This is a genomic window from Halorhabdus amylolytica, from assembly GCF_004944975.1.
GTDB lineage: Archaea > Halobacteriota > Halobacteria > Halobacteriales > Haloarculaceae > Halorhabdus > Halorhabdus amylolytica.
The window spans coordinates 61,662-79,560 of record NZ_SPQG01000007.1; the positions used below are offsets into that span (position 1 = coordinate 61,662).

Consider the following 17,899-nt stretch of genomic DNA (forward strand, 5'->3'; position numbering starts at 1 on the left):
GTGGTCGCTGCTCGTTTCCGAGCGATCGGATCCACGACGGCCGATGATACTTGTCCCTGGGGTCCGAAACCCCGCTGTGGCAGACGACTCGGACCCGATCGAACTCGGCGTGGCGTTGCTCTCCCACTTCGAGGATCCCGAACTGTCCGTCGCGGAGGCCGTCGATCGCCTGGAGAGCGTTACCACGGACCCCCGTCTCACGCGGGAGATACTGGAGACGGCGGAGGCGAGAGGCATCATCGAGCGCGAGGACGCGACCATCGAGCCGGTCGCCGGCAACTACGTGAGCTTCGAGAGCCAGGTAGTCGTCCGCGAGGGGGATTTTTCCTGTCGACGCTGCGGGGCCTCCCTCTCGACGGGCCACTTCGTCAAGTTCGACGCCGGGGAACTGGGACCGTTCGGCTCGTCGTGTATTCGGAAAGTGACGGGGCGGGAGTGAACAGTCCGGCGTGGCGGACGGATCGACCGGAGTCCGCCGTCGCGATCACTGCTCGCGGAGTTCCTCGACGAGTTGTTTGATCGCGTTGTGTTGTTTCTTCAGGAGCTGGTTCTGGCGTTTGACTGCGGTCGAGAGTTCGCCGACCTGTTCACGCAGCGAGCGGAGGTCCTCCTCGGAGGCCACGTCGGCGTCCGCGAGCAACGCTTCGAATGTTTCGGCGTCCGGGGGAGAGTCCGGCTCGCGACTCGATTGGTCTCTGGTTTGTTGGGCCGCTGTACCGCTCGCTTCCTCCCCGATTTCGTCTCCAACCTCGGTGGTCGCGACCGCCGTGTCGCCGGTCGCTTCGGACGTGGTCGCGGTCGTCTCCGACATCGTACCGACGTCCGTGTCCAAGAGCCCCTCGTCTCCGTCGTCTTCGGCCACCAGCGGATCGATACCCGAACCGAGGGTGAGGTCGTTCTGGTCGTCCTCTGGCCGTTCTTCCGCTGTCTCCGGTTCCTCGTCGACGCCGACGACGCGTCGTAACTCCTCGAAGGAGGCCACGTCGTAGAACTCGAAGACGGCCGTCTTGACCGTCTCCTCGACGAGGCGGGCATCCTCACGAGGGATCTTGATCCGCTGGGGACGGTTGTCGATCGAGACGACCAGTTCCGTAGCGACGCTTCCCTCCTCGAAGGCGATGTCCGTCACCCTCTCGTAGGGGTAACTCTCGTAGTCCTCGGCCCAGACCGTCCCGCCGATGTGTCTGACGAGGCGCTTCTCGGCGACGATCAGCGTCATCTCGCTGAACCGGAAGGCCCCGACGATCGACTCGTCAGCGTCGATGACCTCGTGGGCACCGAGCATCCCCTCGAGGAGTAGCGTGAGGACGTCCCGCGTATGGTCGGTCGGGACCGAAAACGAGCGTGTCTCGTCGAAGTAGTCGACGTGGAACTTCGATTTGCGTCGCCCTTCGGAAAGCTTGAGCCGATCGGCCTCGTGGGGATAGGAATCGACGCGCTCGTCGCTGATCAGTCCCTCGGAACGATAGACGATGGTCCGGGTGGGCGTCAGACAGACCACGTCTTCGTCCCCAATCGACACGCCGGCGAGGATGTCCTCGTCCCCGAGCTCCTCCCGGACGAGGTCTGGTATGTCCATGCTCTTGGTGTACCCGTCCGTGGCTATAAATCCGCGGGCTTGGCGCCGCGAGGCTCGGTCACGCTTCGAGTTGGCGACAACTGACTCACGAGGCTCTGCCCTCGGGTGACCCGGAGATGAGAAGCTTAAAGACGACCCTCACGCAAGCAACGAGTGCGCCCGGGTGGCTTAGCTGGACATAGCGCCGCACTCATAGGGTCTTCCCACGTGTGCGCCATCGCATACCCGTCGGGGTTCGTGACCCCGGACCTGGGTCATGCGGAGATCGAGGGTTCGGAGCCCTCCCCGGGCACTTCTCAAAGCCGCCACTCACTCCGTTGAGTGGCAACTCCAGAGTGTGCCGGTGGAGGGCGATGAACCCAGCAAGGTCTCGCGCGAACGCCAGTGAGCGCGAGGGATGGAAATCTTCGATTTCCTGTCGTTCGGAGCCCTCCCCGGGCACTCCTCTGAAACTTAATATATCCACGGAGAACCGACTCCCAGCGGCGCGTTTTGACCTATCGACTTCGTAGGGATGTCGGGGCGTGAGTCACGGACTCCAGCCGGCAAAACCTGTGCCGAGAGGGGTGTCGACGCCCGATCGCGGTACACGTTGTGGTTCTTCTCACAGTGTTCTCGATCGGATTTTAGTAAGCAGATCGCTCAGTGCAGGCAAGCCAGGTAACGGAGCAATATTCTCTCTAACCAATAGCTGTCAAGAACAACATGCTGCATAGAGGCCCTGAGTTCAGCAAGGCGATCATCGTCATCAATTCAGTATGTTCTACTGCCGATTAAATTATTTTATATAAGTGGTCGTGTTTTCATCATTCTGGCTCATGTCGACACTATGTCAGCCACCAATAAATCATGTTTATCCATTAAGTTTATAGGTTTGCGCTGTGTAAATTTAAATCTATGTATCAGATATTGATGCCGATCGATGGCAGCGAATCGCGTGGACAGGCACAGGCCGAGACAGTCATCGGTTTACCTGCTGCAGCCGACCAGATCGAGGTATCATTGCTCCACGTGTTCGAAGATGAAGATCGGGAAGAGTCGACAGGAATCACCCAAATAGCGGGTGGTAGTGAAGCCAGTTCCCGATTACGGGAGGAGAGAGTCACTGTAACCGAGATCACCCGCGTTGGAGATCCAGCCGAAGAGATCCTGGCGGCAGCCGACGAAATCGATGCGGACCATATCGTCCTTGGTGGTCGGAAACGGTCGCCGGCACAATCACTGCTTTTCGGAAGTGTTAGTCAAGAGGTCATGCTCGACGCTGATCGCCCCGTCACGATCACCGGCGGAGAAAAGTAACTCTGTACTTACAGCCACCCATTCCCGAAACAAATCGTCGAGTGATGGGATTCACGCCAGGCCTGAAGGCCAGGATTCTCTCGCTGTTCACAGATCGCAAGCAACACCAGCACCGATCTCAGTCAGTGTAAATCTACGAAAAACGTCCGGATTCCCAATTCTTCAGAAAGTACACTATCTTTAATGTTATACTGCCCGTAAGTATATGGGGGAATCCCAATGCCGATCAACGACCTTGCTCGAAGCGATACCGTGACTGCTGGTCCTAACACTCCCGTCACCGAACTCGCAGGGACCATGGACGAAGAGAACGTCGGAAGTATCGTGATCACGAACGATGAGACGCCCATCGGAATCGTTACCGATCGAGACCTGGCCGTTCGCATCCTCGGGGAAAAGCGTGACCCGACCGAACAGACCGCCGAAGACGTGATGACCGACGACCTCTGTACAATCGAGCCTGGCGCCGGCTTCTACCAGGCGGCCAACCTGATGGCTGATCACGGGATTCGGCGGCTCCCAGTCTGTGAAGATAATACTCTCGTCGGAATCATTACTGCTGATGACGTGACAGAACTGCTCGCCGACGAACAACAAAAGCTGGGAAACATCATCCGGTCTCAGCGACCTGAATACTGAATTTTATCTATCTTTAAGTGACAGGTTCTCTGGCCGGATGATGAATTTACCGATTGTTCTCAGACCCTCGCTGTCACGTGGTATCCGGTTCCACGTGGTCGCACTCACTACCTCACGGTTACGCGGTTTGGCTTTCGAAGTCGCTTCACAATCGCATTACCGTTCGTGCGCTACAACTGTGATACTGATCCCGGGTCGCATTTGCGACTCACGAGTTAGTTCGTCGCAAAAGTGCTCCGGCAGGGATTTGAACCCTGGTCCTTGCCGTGAGAGGGCAAGATGATTGGCCGGACTACACCACCGGAGCGCATTCTACGGTTGCGAAGAGACGGGTTTAACGGTTCCGCTTTCCACCGATTACGGCAGGCACTCTCAGGGAGGGTCGTCGTCGAGATCCTCAAAGGGGGACCGTGCGGCTTCGGGTTCGGCTCCCGGCAAACTGATGATGTTCTCGCGGCCGACCCGCAGCTTCGTGATCTCGCCCTCTTCTTCCATCTCGGAGAGCAGCATGCTCACCTTCGACTTCGACCACTCCGTGGCGTCGACGATCTCGGTCTGTTTCATCCGGCCGCCATTGTCTTCGAGCAACTGCCTGACGCGGTCCTCGTCGTCGAGCAGTGCCGTCTCCGCCCCGCTGCTCGTATCCGTCGCGGCCGTCCCGGCAGGATCGTCGCCTGAATCGTCGTCAGTCGCGATCGTCTCGTCCTCGGCCGGTTCGAGATACCCGTTTACCCACGCCGCAACGACGACTCCGAGCGCGACCAGCGCCAGTGCGGCGATTGTCACCAACATCCCGATTCCCGTCGAGGCGTCTCCAGCGGCTGTCGTCGTCCGGTCCGTCTCGGACCCGTCGGTCGATCCCTCGCCGGCGTTCGTCGTGTCCTCGGAAAGCGTCGTTCCGGCCCCGTCGGTCGCCTCCGTTCGGACCGCCGAGGCGGGCTGGAACGTCACTGTGGGTCGCCGATCGGCGAACGACTGTTCGCCAGTCCAGGCGACCCACTCGCTTTCGGGAAGCGTCGGCCCGGAGGTGTTCGTCGGCTGCGGGTCAACCGTCTCGAAGGCGAGGCCCGGACCGGTGACGAACCGCAGGCGCTGATCCGATCGGATGTAGATACCGCCCTCGAAGACGTCGCTGATGAGCACACCGCCATCCTCGCGTTGCTGCCCGAAGTTCGTCCACGTGAAAGACATTTCGACGATGCCACGATTACCGAACGGTGTGACCCGCGCGCCCCGGTCGAAGGCCGTCGCGTTCATCGGTCGGCCGGTGACGTTACTCCCGGCGGCCGTCAGCGCTTGGGCCTGCTTGACGAACTGTCGATAGAGCTCCGTTTCGTTCGTCCGGAAATCGGCCGCGAAGCCTTCGAAGTTCGCCTCCTCGGTCTCGTTTTCGAGCAATCGGGTGTACTGGAACGTCCACCTGGCTGACCCGTTCTCGAAGACGTGGATGCTGAACAGCGTCCGGTCGAAGTCCCCCGTCGTCTGCTGGAGCAACGCCGGCTGGCTGTCCGCCGGCTGTGGCCGATCCTCGAGGCGGTCCGTCTCGTCAGCGCTCGGCAGCGTCACGGGGTCGACTGTCGCCCCGTTACTCCCGCCTGCGATCGCGATCGGAACCACGATGAGCCCGACAATGACCATCAGGAGACCAACCACAGCTACCCGTCTGGACATCTACCTGAGATACATCCCACGCCAACATAAAAGGACTGTGACTGGCCTCAGACGGTCCATCCGGCGATCACCGTCGAGTTGTCGTGGGGTGTTCGGATCGTCTGCCCTTCTTGGGGGAAGGGATGTCAATCGGCCAGTTCCTTGGCGAGTACCTCGATGGGGTGTGGCGGGTCGTCGCTCGCCGTCTCGCCCTCGCCGATCTGGTGGCGACAGGAGGCTCCCGGAGCGATCACGCGTTCGCCGTGGCTGTCCTCGATCTGATCGAAGAGGATCCCGGCGACGGCCTGGCTGAGCGAGTAGTGTTCGGCTTCGTAGCCGAACGACCCCGCCATGCCACAACAACCGCTGTCGAGGTGATCGACGTCGAAGCCGACTGCCGAGAGTACCGAGGAGGTGTGATGATCCTTCTTGACGGCCTTCTGCTGGCAGTGGCCGTGATACGTCAACGGCTCGCTTCCGGCCTCGACCGCGAGCTCGTCGACCAGCCCTTCGGTTTCGAGGTATTCGAAGACACCGTAGCTGTTCTCGGCGACGGCCTCGACGTCCTCGCCCGCGAGTAGATCCAGGTAGTCCAGCTGGAACATCACGGCGACGGAAGGCTCGACGCTCACGACATCCCAGCCGTCGGCCACGCGTGGCGCGAGGACATCGACGTTCTCGCGGGCGTGATCTTTCGCTTTGTCGAGAAAGCCCTTCGAGTGGGCTGCCCGACCGCTGTCGGTCACGTCGACGGGCACCTCGACGTGCACGCCGGCCGCCTCCAACGCTTCGACGGCGGCCTTGCCGGCCTGGGGTCGGTTGTAGTTCGAGAACGAATCCGGGAACAGCAAGACCTTCCGGTCGGCCGCCGACTCCGGGACCTGTGGGCCGCGATCGGCGAACCAGTCGACGAACGTCTCCCGGTAGAAGGTCGGCAGGCCCCGTTCGCGGGCGATCCCGAGTACCTTCTCCTGGACGATCCCGGTCCCGGGCAGTCGCTGGGCCCAGTTCGAGACGGGGGCGAGTGCACTTCCGAGCGGGAACAGTCGATCGACGTTCGCGAAGAGTTTGTCCCGGAGACTCGAGCCGTGTTCCTGGTGGTGCTGGTGGACGACTTCGGCCTTGAGCTTCGCCATGTCCACCTCGCTGGGACAGTCCTTCGCACAGCCCTTACAGCCGATACAGAGGTCAAGCACCTCGGTGACGAACTCCTCGTCGGTGACGTCGTCGGGCAGGTCGCCGCTCATGGCCTGCCGGAGCATGTTCGCCCGGCCACGCGTGGAGGTGATCTCTTCCTCGCTGGCACGGAAGGTCGGGCACATCACGCCGCCGGTGGTGTCCTGGGGGCCACGACAGCCGCCACAGCCGTGACAGAGTTCGACCATGCCCTGCATGCCGTTGTCGTTGTCCCAGTTGAGGGTCGGCTCGAACCCAAGATCGAGGTCGTACTCCGGGCTAAATCGGAGGTTCTCGGTCATGTCGTGGTCACCACAGACATTGCCCGGGTTGAGCAACCAGTCGGGGTCGAAGGCCGTCTTCAGGTCCTCGAAAGTCTCCCAGAGATCGTCACCGTATAGCTTGCGGTTGAACTGCGAGCGGGCGCGGCCGTCGCCGTGCTCGCCCGAGACGCTGCCGCCGTACTCGACGACGAGGTCGGTCGCACCCTCGGCGATGGCCTCGAACTGCTCCATCCCCTCGGTCGTCTTCGTGTTGACTAAGGGTCGGATGTGCAGACAGCCCGGTCCGGCGTGAGCGTAGAACGCCGCGAACGTGCCCACGTCATCCAGCAGATCCTGGAAGTCCGCGACGTACTCGGGGAGGTTCTCCGGCGGGACGGCAGTATCCTCGATGAAGCTGATGTGTTTCTCGTCGGTCGTCCGGCCCAGTAGGATCGGGTTCCCGCTCTTGCGGAGCTTCCAGAAACGCTTGCGTTCGTCGTCGTCGTGAGCCTCGCGTGCGTGGAAGGCATAATGGGACTCGTCGGTGATATCGCTCGCGCCGTCGCTGGGCTCGAGTTCGCTGTCGCCGTCGGGTACTCGATCGGCGATCAGGTCGGCGACCTTCTGACGACCTTTCTCGTCGCTGTCGGCGTAGAACTCCACCAGCAACATCGCGCCGGTCCCCTCCGGCACGATCTCCTCGACTAGTGGCCCGAACTCCTCGGTCTTGCCCGCCAGCTCCAGTAGAACGTCGTCGAGGACTTCCAGTGCCGAGGGATCGTGTTCGAGGATGATCGAGACATCCTCCATCGCGTCGATGAGATCCTCGTAGGCCAGCAGCGCGATGGACTTGGTTTCGGGAACCGGCTCTAAGGAGACTTCGGCCTCCGTGATCACGGCGAGGGTCCCCTCGCTGCCGGCCAGCAGGCGTGCGAGGTTGACTGATCCGTCCTCGGCCTCCTCGATCAGGCGATCCAGGTTGTACCCCGAGACGTTCCGTTTCAGGTCCGGGAACCGCTCGTCGATGGTGTCGGCCTCCTCTTCGACGATCCGCTCGACCTCGGCGTAGATCCGCGCCTCGAGGTCGCCGTCCGGGTCAGCACGTGCCTCGAGTTTGGCGAGCGTGACTTCGCCGAACTCGGTGACGGTCCCGTCGGCGAGGACGACCTCACATGATTCGACGTAGGCGTCGGTCTTCCCGTACTTCAGGGAGTGTGAGCCGGTGGAGTTGTTGCCGATCGCGCCGGCGACGGCGCTCTTGTCGCCGTAGGCGGGGTCGGGCGCGAACTTGAGATCGTGCTCGGCGAACGCCGCGTTCATGTCGCCGATGTACGTCCCGGCCTGAACCCGGGCCCGAGCGTTCTCGGGATCCGTCTCCAGCACGCTGTCCATGTGGCGGGTAAAGTCTAGGACGACCGCCTCGTTGACGGTCTGGCCGGCGAGACTGGTTCCCCCTCCCCGGGGCAGGACCGGAATCTCCCGCTCGGCGCAGTACTCGACGACGCTCGCGACGTCGGCGGTCGATCGGGGGAAGACGACGCCGATCGGCAGGACCTCGTAGGCGCTGGCGTCCGTCGCGTACAGTTCCCGGGAGTACTCGTCGAAGCGCACGTCTCCGTCGATCAGCTCCCGGAGGTCGGCGACCAGTCCCGGTCGCTTTACGTTCTCACTGGCGTAATCGTAGTCCGCGCGGGCGTCGCTCGCCGGATCCGGAACGCTCGGCTCGGCGAGACCGACATTGTCGCTGGTTCCCATGGGCGTACCCTACGACGCTACCGAGATTAATGTCACGCTCCATAGCCGACGCGCGAACGGGTCATTCGGGAGTCGGTGTGGTACCTTCCTCGCCGGCTCCGCTCGTCTCGTCGATGACGGCCTCCTTCCAGGTACCCCGGGTGAACCACAGCGCCGCGACGATACCGCCGATGATATCTCCGGCAGCGAACCCGATCCAGATGCCGAACTCGCCGAGTATCCCGGGGTTGACGGCGAGTAAGTACACCAGCGGGACCCGACCCAGCCACAGCGCGACGATCGCGAGGACCATCGCGATCCGGGTGTTGCCTGCCCCGCGGAACGCCCCGAGGATGACCTGGAACAGGCCCATGAAGCCAAACTCGACGGCCCGAACCTGGAGGTACGTCGCGGCGAACGCGAGCGTGATCGCTGCCTCCTCGGTGCCCGTCCCGAGGAACACGCCCACGATGGGTTCGGGGAAGACGAAGGCGACGACGGCCGCGACCAGCAGGACGCCGACGGCGACCTTCGAGGCGAGCCAGGTCGCCCGCTCGGCGCGATCGGGTTTGCCGGCCCCGAGGTTCTGGCCGACCATCGTGTTGGTCGCCCGGCCGAGCCCCATCGACGGCAGGAACACGATCGTCCCGATGCGGTTAGTCAGGCCGTAGGCCGCGACGACTGCCGGCGAGAACATCGACACCATCGCGGTCATCGTGATCATACCCAGGGCCGCGGCGGACTGTTCGGCCGTCGTCGGCAGTCCCAGGTCCACGAGTTTGCGGATGACGTCTATGTCCGGCCACAGGTGCGTCGGTCGCACGTCCGGGCCGTAGCCGCCGAAGAACAGGAGGGCAATCCCGACGACGGCACCCAGTCCCCGCGTCGAGACTGTCGCGATAGCGGCCCCCTCGATGCCGAGGCCGGAGAAGGTCGTCAGCCCGGCGAGCGTCGCGCCGATCGCATCCAGTCCCGGCGGGGCGAACAGGGGGTTGTCAGCGAACCCGAAGATGAGGATCGGGTCGATGATCACGTTCAGGCCCACGCTGCCGGCCATGACGTACATCGGCGTTTTGGTGTCGCCGTAGCCGCGCATGACCGTCGAGAAGACGAAGAACGTGAACAGGAACGGGAGCCCGAGGTAGAACACCTCCATGTAGTCGTTGGCCATCGGAATGATCCGCTCGGTCGTCGCCGCACCCGAGGGCAACAGCGCGAGCAACTGATCGGAGAGGAAAAAGCCCGCGACACCCAGAATGGCGGCCATCCCGACGACGAACGTGAGCTGGTTGCCGGTCACTTTCCCGGCGGACCCCTCGCTGTCGGCCCCGGTATACTGGGCGACCAGGATCGCCCCCGCGGAGTTGAACCCGCCGGCGATCGAGATGAACAGGAAGATCAGCGGCCAGGCGATGCTCAGCGCACCGACTGCGTCGGCGGAATAATGGCCGAGCCAGATGGTGTCTGTCACGTTGTACGCGACGTTCAGCAGTTGAAAGACCACCAGCGGCCACGCAATGGCCAGCATCGGGCGAACGAGCGCCCCCTCCGTGATATCTTCCTGGGGCTTGGACTCCTCCACGAAGAAAAAGTTCAGCCGCTGTGGTTTAATAGTCTTCTGATCGTTCCCTCACCGGCGGTCGCCCGTCGCCGGGACGGGACTGTTCGATCGCGATCCGCTTCAGATGTCCTCCTCGAAGCGGTTACGATCGGGCCAGGAATCGACGTTGCTCATGGCCCGGATGAGCGTTCGCTGGGCGGCGACGTTGAACTGTCCGAACAGCGGGTCCGGTGCTCGGCCGTTGAACAGGGCGACGAGGGTCCGGGACTCGTTTCGATCGTGGAACAGGAAGGCGTAACTGCCCGGCAGAGACCCGTTGTGCCAGAGTACCACTCCGTCTTCGGGGCGTTCGACGTACCAACCCAGTCCGTAGTACTGGTCGGCCCCTTCCCAGCGGCTCACGTCGGGACGGGCGAGCATCGTCTCCGTGGTCTCGGTCTCGAGGATGTCCGGCACCCCATCGATCCCGTCGACGCCGCGCACGAACCGTAACAGGTCGGGTGCCGACCCGACCCAGCCGCCGTCGGCGTCCAGGGCTTCGCTCAGCACGCCGGTGCCGTACGGACGCGGGACTGTCCCCTCGCCGGGAAACGGGGATTCGACCGTGGTGTGACTCAGATAGCGGACCTCGTCCTCGCGGAGGTTCTCCCTTCGAGTTGCACCGATCGCCATTCCGTCCGCGTTGAGGGGCGCAAGGATGGCCTCCCGGACGTGTGTCTCGTAGTCTTCGCCGGTGACACCCTCGATGATCCGCCCCAGGACGCAGTAACCGAAGTTGGAGTACTGGAAGTCCGTCCCGGGATCGTATCCCAGTTCCCGGGTCAACATGAACTCGACCGTGGTTTCGGCACTGGCCGGCGGCTCGGTCTCTTCTGCCTGGGCCACCTGATTCGGCGCGAAGACCGGATCGAACCCCACGGTCGTGGTACTCCACCCGGCCGTATGTGCCAGCAACTGTCGGACCGTGATTTCCTCGATGCGGGGGTCGGCCGGACCTCCCTCGGAGAGCAGATCGGATCTGATTTCGAAGGCACGATCGTCGAGAGACAGGTCTCCCTTCTCGACGAGGTCGAGGGTCGCGACGGCGGTGATCGGTTTCGAGAGACTGCCGATACGGAACGGCGCCGTCGGTTGAACCGGCTCGTCGCTGTCCGGACCGACGGTCCCGTACCCGCGCGTGAACACCAGCCGTTCGTCAGCCATCACGGCCACCGTCGCTCCCGGGAGTTCCCACTGTGTCAGGAACGCCGGAATCGCCTCGTCGAAGGCCTCGATGTCACCCGGGTGCCCGGTCCGCGCAACCTCCGCGGCCGCTTCCGTGGTGTCCACTGGGGTCTTCCCCTCGCTCGGGGTCGTCGGCTCCGTGGTCGTCTCGCTGGTTGTGGTCGATGTGTCGGTGTTCGAACACCCGGCGAGCCCGGTGAGTGCCGAGCCGAGCCCAGCGAGTACTGACCGTCTGGAGGGCCTGTCCATGCACTTCGTGCCCTTGACACCTCAATCAAGGTTTGGGAGTCGGCAGGTGATTGGGAGATCGGGACTGCCCGTCAGTCGACCTCCCGGACACCTGACCGGGAGATCCTCGCACGGATACGCTTCGATCAGATCTGTCTCGACCTCGCCAGAGGACTGGTGGTCCGGTATGATCCGGACGGTCGTTCGAGCCGTTCGAGTCGGACGTGTGTTGGACGTCACTCGTCCTCTCGGACTGCGATCGGACCGGAGGTCGACTGGTCGAGGCGCTCACGAGGATCCGGTACCCGATTGCTGATCGACCCGATCCGGTCCCGACGCTGATTGATTCGACGGTCTCGAGGGAGTGCCAGCGAGTGTACCGATCGCTACTTTGATTAGTTCCGACTCGGATCGAATGAACATGGCATTGTCATTGGCCGTCGTCATGACCGGCAGCGACAAGGAGATCGATCTGCTCGAGACAGCAACGGCGTTCAGCGAGTGTCGAGACTCGGGGCTGGTCGTCTTGCGACTCGCATCGCCCGACGAGTTCGAGGAAGTCGCTGACACGATGGAGACTATCGGCGACGTCGAACAGACGAGCTACGGGGACGACGACATCCGGGAGGGACTCAAAAACGACGCTCAGAAGGCCGCCGCCGAGGCGACTGCTGACACCGATATCTCTACAGACGTTTTCCTGCGTGTCGTCGAGGACGACGAGCGGGCCGACGCGATCCTGGAGGTCGCCCGCGAGAACGACTGCGATCACGTCTTCCTCGTCGGCCAGCGCCGCTCGCCGACGGGCAAGGCGCTGTTCGGGGACGTAACCCAGAAAGTCATCCTGAACTTCGACGGCGAGATCACCCTCTCGATGGAGTGATCGGTGTCGCTGCCGGTCGTGCTCTCCCCGTTCGTTTCGACTGCGAGCGGGAAGAAAACCTCACGGTTTTGCCTCTTCTGTAAGTTCTTTGTGTCAGGTGGTCGGAGAGACCTCTATGGCAGCGAGCACTTCCCCCCTCATGGCCTGTCCGGAATGTGGAAGCGACCATCGAGAACGCGTCGGGACCGACCAGGTTCCCGGTGGCACCGACTGGCGGTACTTCGCCTGTGAAGACTGTGGCCACGAGTGGCGGGTCTGACAGACGTCGGGACACACCCTTGGATCGACGCGGATCCGCATCGTTTTGGCGCTGCCGGCCGTCGCCACGCACATGGCAGGCGATGGCGTCGGTCGACGTCTCGAACGAGTGGTTGCGCGGTATTTCGACGCGGAACTGCCGTCTTCCGGCCAGCGGCCGCGATACGTCGCGCCCCTGCCTGGCTGGTTCGAGGACCTCGGTCTCCGGCTCGCCTGGCCGATCGCCCTGATCAACCTCCTCGGGACGGCCTTCGGGTTCTGGTACTACGCAGGACGGCCGCTGGAGGTCGCGCCGCCGCTGATCGAAGGACAACTCGGCGCCGCCCCATTGGCAGCCTGGCCGCTGATCCCTGACAGTCCGGTCGCGACGTTGTTGATCGGCCTCTCGTTGCTCGCCTGGCGACTCGACGTGCGGGCGAACTGGCTGGCCGTCCTCGCCTTTTTCGGCTGTATCAAACTCGGGTTCTGGACGCCGTTCGTTCAGTTGTTCCTCAACGGACCGGGGGGGATCGCCACCTGGTTGTACGTCTTCTTGATCACCAGTCATCTGGCGATGGCCCTCGAAGCGTTCTTGATCCATCGTTACGCCACCTTCTCGCTACCGGCGATCGGGCTGGCCGTCGGCTGGTTCGGCCTCAACGATCTCGTCGACTACTTCTGGCCGGTGCTTTCGGGGCCACAACACACCTGGCTCCGGGCCGAACCGTACGTGAACGGGGCGATCGATCACAGCGTCCCTGCTCACGATCTGGCCGCCGCCGCGGCGATCGGCCTCACCATCCTCGCGACGGCACTGGGGCTCCTGACGCGTCGGGTCCAGCTACGGGAGCGAGGATCTCACGACGACGCGTGATTACTGTCCGGCGCGGTACTCGCCGTGTTTGACGCCCAACAAGAGCGTTACCAGACCGAAGACCGCCAGTCCGCCCGAGACCATCGCGACAGTGCTCGTTTGCATCGGACTCATGACGGTCCCGCCGATCAGAACGCCGAGCAGGACCAGAAAGGCGATGCCGGTCGTGAGCGCGTCGAATTCGAGTGCCATCGCACGGACGTAGTATCTCGACGGATAACCCCCGTCGGGAAGCGGCGAAGGCTGTCGGGATTCGACGATCCCGAACGCTCTCAGTTCTGGACGACGACCGCCAGATCGCCTTCGGTCTCGATCAGTTCACCCTCGCCGGCGTAGGTGTGCTCCTCCCGAACCTCGAAAGCCTCGTCCTCCAGCGTGATGTCGCCAGCGTGTAACTGGTCGCCGTCGATCTCGTAGTCACCCTGACCGATCGCCGCCTCGATGTCGCCGACCTGATCCCCGTACTTGGGCCCGATGATCGAATAATCGAGGTCGATGTCCGCTATTTCGGTGCCGATCTCCGGCGCGTCGTCGCTGACGACCAGTTCGCCCACGTGCATCGCGCCGCTGATGGCATCGGCGAAGCCATCGACATCGGCGAAGACCTCCACGCGATCGAGATCGGCGTTCAGCGCGAGTCCCTGCTCGGTCTTGTATCGACGGAGCGCCCCGATGACGGCCATCGCCTGCTCGCCGGCCGCGATATCGGCCTCGTAGCCCCGTGGCTCGGGCCAGTCGGTGGTGTGGATCGAACCCGTCGTCGCGCTGTCGGCGTAGCGGGCCTGCCAGATCTCTTCGGTGACGTGGGGAAGGAACGGTGCGAACAGCTTCAGGAACGTCCGGTGGGCAACCGAGAGCGCGTAAGCCGCCGAATCGTCCTCGCGCTGCTTGGCGATCTCGAGGTAGTCGTCACAGAACGTCGACCAGAAGAAGGTCCGCAGCTCGTCACGGGCCTTCGAGAACTCGTAGCTTGCGAGTTTCTCGGTGATGCTCTCGACCGTGTCGTCGAGACTCGCCAGCAGCCAGCGATCGATCGCCGCGAGGTCATCAGGCTCGGCGGGATCCGTCTCGGGAGCGAGTTGATCGACGAGCTTCGAGGCGTTCCAGAGCTTCTGGAGCAAGCGCTCGCCAGCCTCCAGGTCGTTCTCCTTGAAGGGGAAATCATCACCGATGGAGGTGCCGGCGGCCCAGTAGCGGGCGGCGTCGACCGGGAACTCCGCGAGAACCTCCGCGGGCGTGACGACGTTGCCCTTCGATTTGGACATGGCTTCGCGGTTCTCGTCGAGCACCATGCCGTTGACCATCACCGACTCGAAGGGGACCTCGCCGGTGTGCTCGTAGCATTTCACGATCGTGTGGAACAGCCAGAAGGAGATGATGTCGTGGCCCTGGGGCCGGAGGTTCATCGGATAGAGTTCCGGATTGTCGAAGGTGAACTTCCCGGACTCGGCGTCCACCGAGTCGGCTGTCTCTGCCGACTCGTCGGCATCTTCGTTCCAGTCCCATCCCGAATTGATCAGCGGCGTCAACGACGAGGTGGCCCAGGTGTCGAAGACGTCCTCCTCGGGGGTGACCGACTCGCCGCCACACGCCGGACAGCTCTCGACTGGCGGGTCGTCGCTGAGGGGATCGACCGGCAGGTCCCCGCGGTCGGCGAAGATCGCCTCGCCGCAGTCGTCGCAGTACCACACCGGGATCGGGATGCCCGAGTCCCGTTGACGGGAGATACACCAGTCCCACTCCAATCCCTCGATCCAGTGTTTGTACCGGGAGAACATCTTCTCGGGGTACCACTCCATCTCCCGGCCGGCTTCGAGGTATTCGTCGGTCCGATCGAGCATCTCGACGTACCACTGCTCGGTGACGAGATACTCGACCTCGTGCTCACAGCGTTCGTGGACCTGGACCGTATGCTGGTGGTCGCGACTCTCAAGGAGGTGGCCCTCGCTGTCGAGGTCCTCGATGATAGCTTCGCGGGCGTCCTCGGTGCTCAGGCCCTCGTACTCGCCCGCGCGGTCGGTCATCGTCCCGGACTCGTCGATGGCGATCCGGAGGGGCAGGTCGTGGGCCTGGTACCACTCGATGTCGGTCTGGTCGCCGAAGGTACAGCACATGACCACGCCGCTGCCCGTCTCCAGGTCGACCCGATCGTCCTCGATGATCGGGACTTCCTGGCCAAACAGGGGGACTTCGGCGGTGCCGCCGACGAGGTGCTGGTTTGCGTCGTCGTCCGGATGGACGAAGATCGAAACACAGGCCGGCAGGAGTTCTGGCCGGGTGGTGGAGATAGTCAGCGTTTCGCCGTCGTCGGCCGCACCGTTGCCGTCTTCGATCAGGGGAAACGCGATGTCGTTGAACGTGGTGGCTTTGTCCTTGTCTTCCTGTTCGACCTGGGAGATGGCTGTCTCGCAGTCGGGACACCAGATCGTCGGCGCGCGCTGACGGTACTCCCGGCCCTGCTCGTACAGATCGAGGAAGGAAAGCTGCGAAAGGCGCTGAACGCGAGGTTCGATCGTCTTGTAGGTGTTATCCCAGTCGACCGAAATTGCGAGTGACTGGACATTCTCGGTGAAGGCGGCCTCGTAGTCGGCACAGACCTCCCGGCATTTCTCCTGGAACTCCCGGCGCTCGTAGTCCTGATGACGGATGCCCAGTTCCCGCTCGGTCAGCCGTTCGGAGGCGATGCCGTTGTCGTCGTAGCCGAAGGGGAAGTACGTCGTGTCCTTCGCCATCCGGTGGTAGCGGGCCACGAAGTCCTGTAAGGTGAACTGATAGAGGTGGCCCATGTGCAGATCGCCCGAGACCGTCGGCGGCGGCGTGTCGATGCTGAACTGCGTGTCGGCGTCCGGTATGTCAGATTCCTCGTAGGCGTAGGTGTCCGTCTCGACCCAGTAGTCTTGCCACCTGGGCTCTACCTCGCTGGGATCGTAGTCCCCGTCGAGGGTCGCCTCGGGCGTCGATTCGTCGGCGGTGTCGGCTGCGTGATCTGTGCTCATGGTTGTGCGTTGTCGGGTGGTGATTTCCGTGTTCCGCATTCACTGGCTGGTCGGTGTCCGATCCTGCGCTGGGACAGAAGGTGAGGAGAGTGGTGGGGCTAGGCCGCCCCTACTTCGGTACGTGCGTCCACGGCAGGCTCGGTCGGCGGCGTGGCGCGGCCGGCGGACTGGGTGTACCGTCGCATATGCCCGATTCGACGTTCCTCCGGATTGAGTGTTTCGTGTTGGCCCGGGCGGGAGTTGGTCCGGGGAGCGCGTGGATTGTCACGAACACAACCCCTTTGGCCGTTCATCGGTCAGCGGGAGCATGGACCCCGCCGAAGTCGAGTCCCGCATCGAGGCGGCGATCGATGACGCGGAAGCGACGGTCACTCACCCGCGTCCCAACGACACCGAGCACCTCGCGGCCACGGTCGTCTCGCCGGCCTTCGACGGGAAGTCCCTCGTCGAACAACACGAACTGGTCTACGACGCCCTGGAAGATGCGATGACGACGGAGATCCACGCGTTGAAAGTGACGACCCGCACGCCGGAAGACGTCGGGGTGGGCAACGACGATCGGGGTTAGTTTCGCGTCGAGAACCGGGGCATCCAAAGGACTATCAGGGTCACTTGCCAGCGATCGTGTATGCAACTTCCGGAACTCGGACTCGGCACCTGGCAGAACACCGATCCGAAGACCTGCGAACGGACCGTCAGGACGGCTCTGGAGATGGGATACCGTCACGTCGATACCGCACAGTACTACGGCAACGAGCAAGCGGTCGGCGCCGGCATCGCGGCGGCCGACGTGCCGCGGGAGGAGGTGTTCGTCGCCTCGAAAGTCCACCCCGAAAAGTTCGGTCTCGCCTACGAGGACGTGATCGAGGGCCTGGAAGTGTCCCTCGACCGCCTCGGCCTCGACTCTCTGGACCTGCTGTACGTCCACTGGCCGGTCGGGGACTACGACGCCGCGGAGACGCTGCCGGCGTTCGACGAACTCATCGACAGGGGACTCATCGATCACGTCGGCGTCAGCAACTTCAGCGTCGAACTGCTCGCGGAGGCCAGCGACCACCTCGAGCACCCGCTGTTCGCCCACCAGGCCGAGACCCATCCGCTGTTACCACAGGACGAACTCGTCTCCTACGCCCAGGAGCACGGGATCCACCACGTCGCGTACTCTCCACTCGCCCGGGGCGACGTCTTCGAGGTCCCCGAAATCGAAGCGGTCGCCGAGAAACACGGCGTCAGCCCCGCCCGCGTCAGCCTCGCGTGGCTGCTGGAGCGGGACAACGTCAGTGCCGTCCCGAAAGCGACAGGCGAAGCCCACCTCCGGGACAACCTCGGGGCGACGACACTCGAACTGGATGCGGAAGACAGAGAGCGGATCCGCGCCGTCGACCGGACCGAACGGTTCGTCGAGCGTGAGGGAGCGCCCTGGATTGAGGACTGATACGGATTATTGTAGATTATTTCCGAATGACGCCGACCCGGGGTCGACGGATACCGGTAAATCACGACAATAATGAGACACGCGCGTCCGGACGGTTACCACATTCGCCGGGAGTGAGGAA

15 protein-coding genes and 2 tRNA genes are annotated in these 17,899 nt (G+C 63.2%); 9 read left to right on the plus strand and 8 right to left on the minus strand.

The features are described from left to right. Nucleotides 1-43 precede the first annotated feature (43 nt). Nucleotides 44-439 carry a DUF5830 family protein gene (locus E3374_RS10295; protein WP_136689091.1) on the plus strand — a complete coding sequence of 132 codons (396 nt, stop codon included), beginning with the start codon at nt 44-46 and terminating at the stop codon, nt 437-439. 45 nt (nt 440-484) lie between these two features. Here the strand turns inward: E3374_RS10295 and E3374_RS10300 are convergent, their stop codons facing one another. Beyond that, nucleotides 485-1,579: a DUF7115 domain-containing protein gene (locus tag E3374_RS10300; protein WP_136689006.1), complete on the minus strand. Its 1,095-nt coding sequence runs from the start codon at nt 1,577-1,579 to the stop codon at nt 485-487. Nucleotides 1,580-1,736: 157 nt separating this feature from the next. Here E3374_RS10300 and E3374_RS10305 point away from each other — a divergent pair. The 3 genes from E3374_RS10305 (at nt 1,737) to E3374_RS10315 (ending at nt 3,517) form a co-directional block, all read left to right on the plus strand. Then, nucleotides 1,737-1,871 (plus strand) — tRNA-Met (locus tag E3374_RS10305). Between the two features lie 605 nt (nt 1,872-2,476). Continuing rightward, nucleotides 2,477-2,878, plus strand: a complete 402-nt coding sequence (locus E3374_RS10310) for a universal stress protein (protein ID WP_136689007.1) — start codon at nt 2,477-2,479, stop codon at nt 2,876-2,878. Nucleotides 2,879-3,097: 219 nt separating this feature from the next. Beyond that, complete coding sequence (locus E3374_RS10315; RefSeq protein ID WP_136689008.1) at nt 3,098-3,517, plus strand: CBS domain-containing protein; 420 nt, start codon at nt 3,098-3,100, stop codon at nt 3,515-3,517. A 232-nt stretch (nt 3,518-3,749) separates the two neighbouring features. Here E3374_RS10315 and E3374_RS10320 read toward each other — a convergent pair. From E3374_RS10320 to E3374_RS10340, 5 genes are all read right to left on the minus strand, one after another. Beyond that, a tRNA-Glu gene (locus E3374_RS10320) sits at nt 3,750-3,824 on the minus strand. Between the two features lie 65 nt (nt 3,825-3,889). Continuing rightward, entirely contained in the window at nt 3,890-5,188 is a 1,299-nt protein-coding gene (locus tag E3374_RS10325) for a helix-turn-helix transcriptional regulator (RefSeq protein ID WP_136689009.1), read from the minus strand. 125 nt (nt 5,189-5,313) lie between these two features. Beyond that, a complete protein-coding gene (locus E3374_RS10330; protein WP_136689010.1) occupies nt 5,314-8,361 on the minus strand; it encodes an FAD-binding and (Fe-S)-binding domain-containing protein in 3,048 nt (1,015 codons plus the stop codon). Nucleotides 8,362-8,422: 61 nt separating this feature from the next. Next, nucleotides 8,423-9,868, minus strand: coding sequence for an MATE family efflux transporter (locus tag E3374_RS10335; protein ID WP_136689092.1), 1,446 nt, complete (start codon nt 9,866-9,868; stop codon nt 8,423-8,425). Nucleotides 9,869-10,021: 153 nt separating this feature from the next. Next, on the minus strand, nt 10,022-11,374 hold the full coding sequence (locus E3374_RS10340) for a serine hydrolase domain-containing protein (protein ID WP_136689011.1): 1,353 nt from the start codon (nt 11,372-11,374) through the stop codon (nt 10,022-10,024). A gap of 400 nt (nt 11,375-11,774) precedes the next feature. Between E3374_RS10340 and E3374_RS10345 the strand changes: the two genes are divergently transcribed. From E3374_RS10345 to E3374_RS10350, 3 genes are all read left to right on the plus strand, one after another. Continuing rightward, nucleotides 11,775-12,236, plus strand: coding sequence for a universal stress protein (locus tag E3374_RS10345; RefSeq protein ID WP_169051825.1), 462 nt, complete (start codon nt 11,775-11,777; stop codon nt 12,234-12,236). A 115-nt stretch (nt 12,237-12,351) separates the two neighbouring features. Then, nucleotides 12,352-12,495 (plus strand): hypothetical protein, encoded by a 144-nt coding sequence (locus E3374_RS17170; RefSeq protein WP_169051822.1) that lies wholly within the window; start codon nt 12,352-12,354, stop codon nt 12,493-12,495. Between the two features lie 72 nt (nt 12,496-12,567). Continuing rightward, complete coding sequence (locus E3374_RS10350; protein ID WP_136689013.1) at nt 12,568-13,347, plus strand: DUF1405 domain-containing protein; 780 nt, start codon at nt 12,568-12,570, stop codon at nt 13,345-13,347. Here E3374_RS10350 and E3374_RS10355 read toward each other — a convergent pair whose 3' ends face one another. Together E3374_RS10355 and E3374_RS10360 are read right to left on the minus strand one after the other, a co-directional pair. Continuing rightward, a complete protein-coding gene (locus E3374_RS10355; RefSeq protein ID WP_136689014.1) occupies nt 13,348-13,539 on the minus strand; it encodes a DUF7333 family protein in 192 nt (63 codons plus the stop codon). A gap of 80 nt (nt 13,540-13,619) precedes the next feature. After that, nucleotides 13,620-16,343 carry a valine--tRNA ligase gene (locus tag E3374_RS10360; protein WP_136689015.1) on the minus strand — a complete coding sequence of 908 codons (2,724 nt, stop codon included), beginning with the start codon at nt 16,341-16,343 and terminating at the stop codon, nt 13,620-13,622. 307 nt (nt 16,344-16,650) lie between these two features. On the opposite strand from E3374_RS10360, the gene E3374_RS10365 reads away from it, so the two are divergent. Both E3374_RS10365 and E3374_RS10370 read left to right on the plus strand, forming a co-directional pair. After that, the gene (locus E3374_RS10365; protein ID WP_136689016.1) at nt 16,651-16,911 is read left to right on the plus strand and encodes a BolA family protein; all 261 of its coding nucleotides are present in this window, start codon (nt 16,651-16,653) and stop codon (nt 16,909-16,911) included. Nucleotides 16,912-16,971: 60 nt separating this feature from the next. Beyond that, the gene (locus E3374_RS10370) at nt 16,972-17,778 is read left to right on the plus strand and encodes an aldo/keto reductase (RefSeq protein ID WP_136689017.1); all 807 of its coding nucleotides are present in this window, start codon (nt 16,972-16,974) and stop codon (nt 17,776-17,778) included. Nucleotides 17,779-17,899 lie beyond the last annotated feature (121 nt).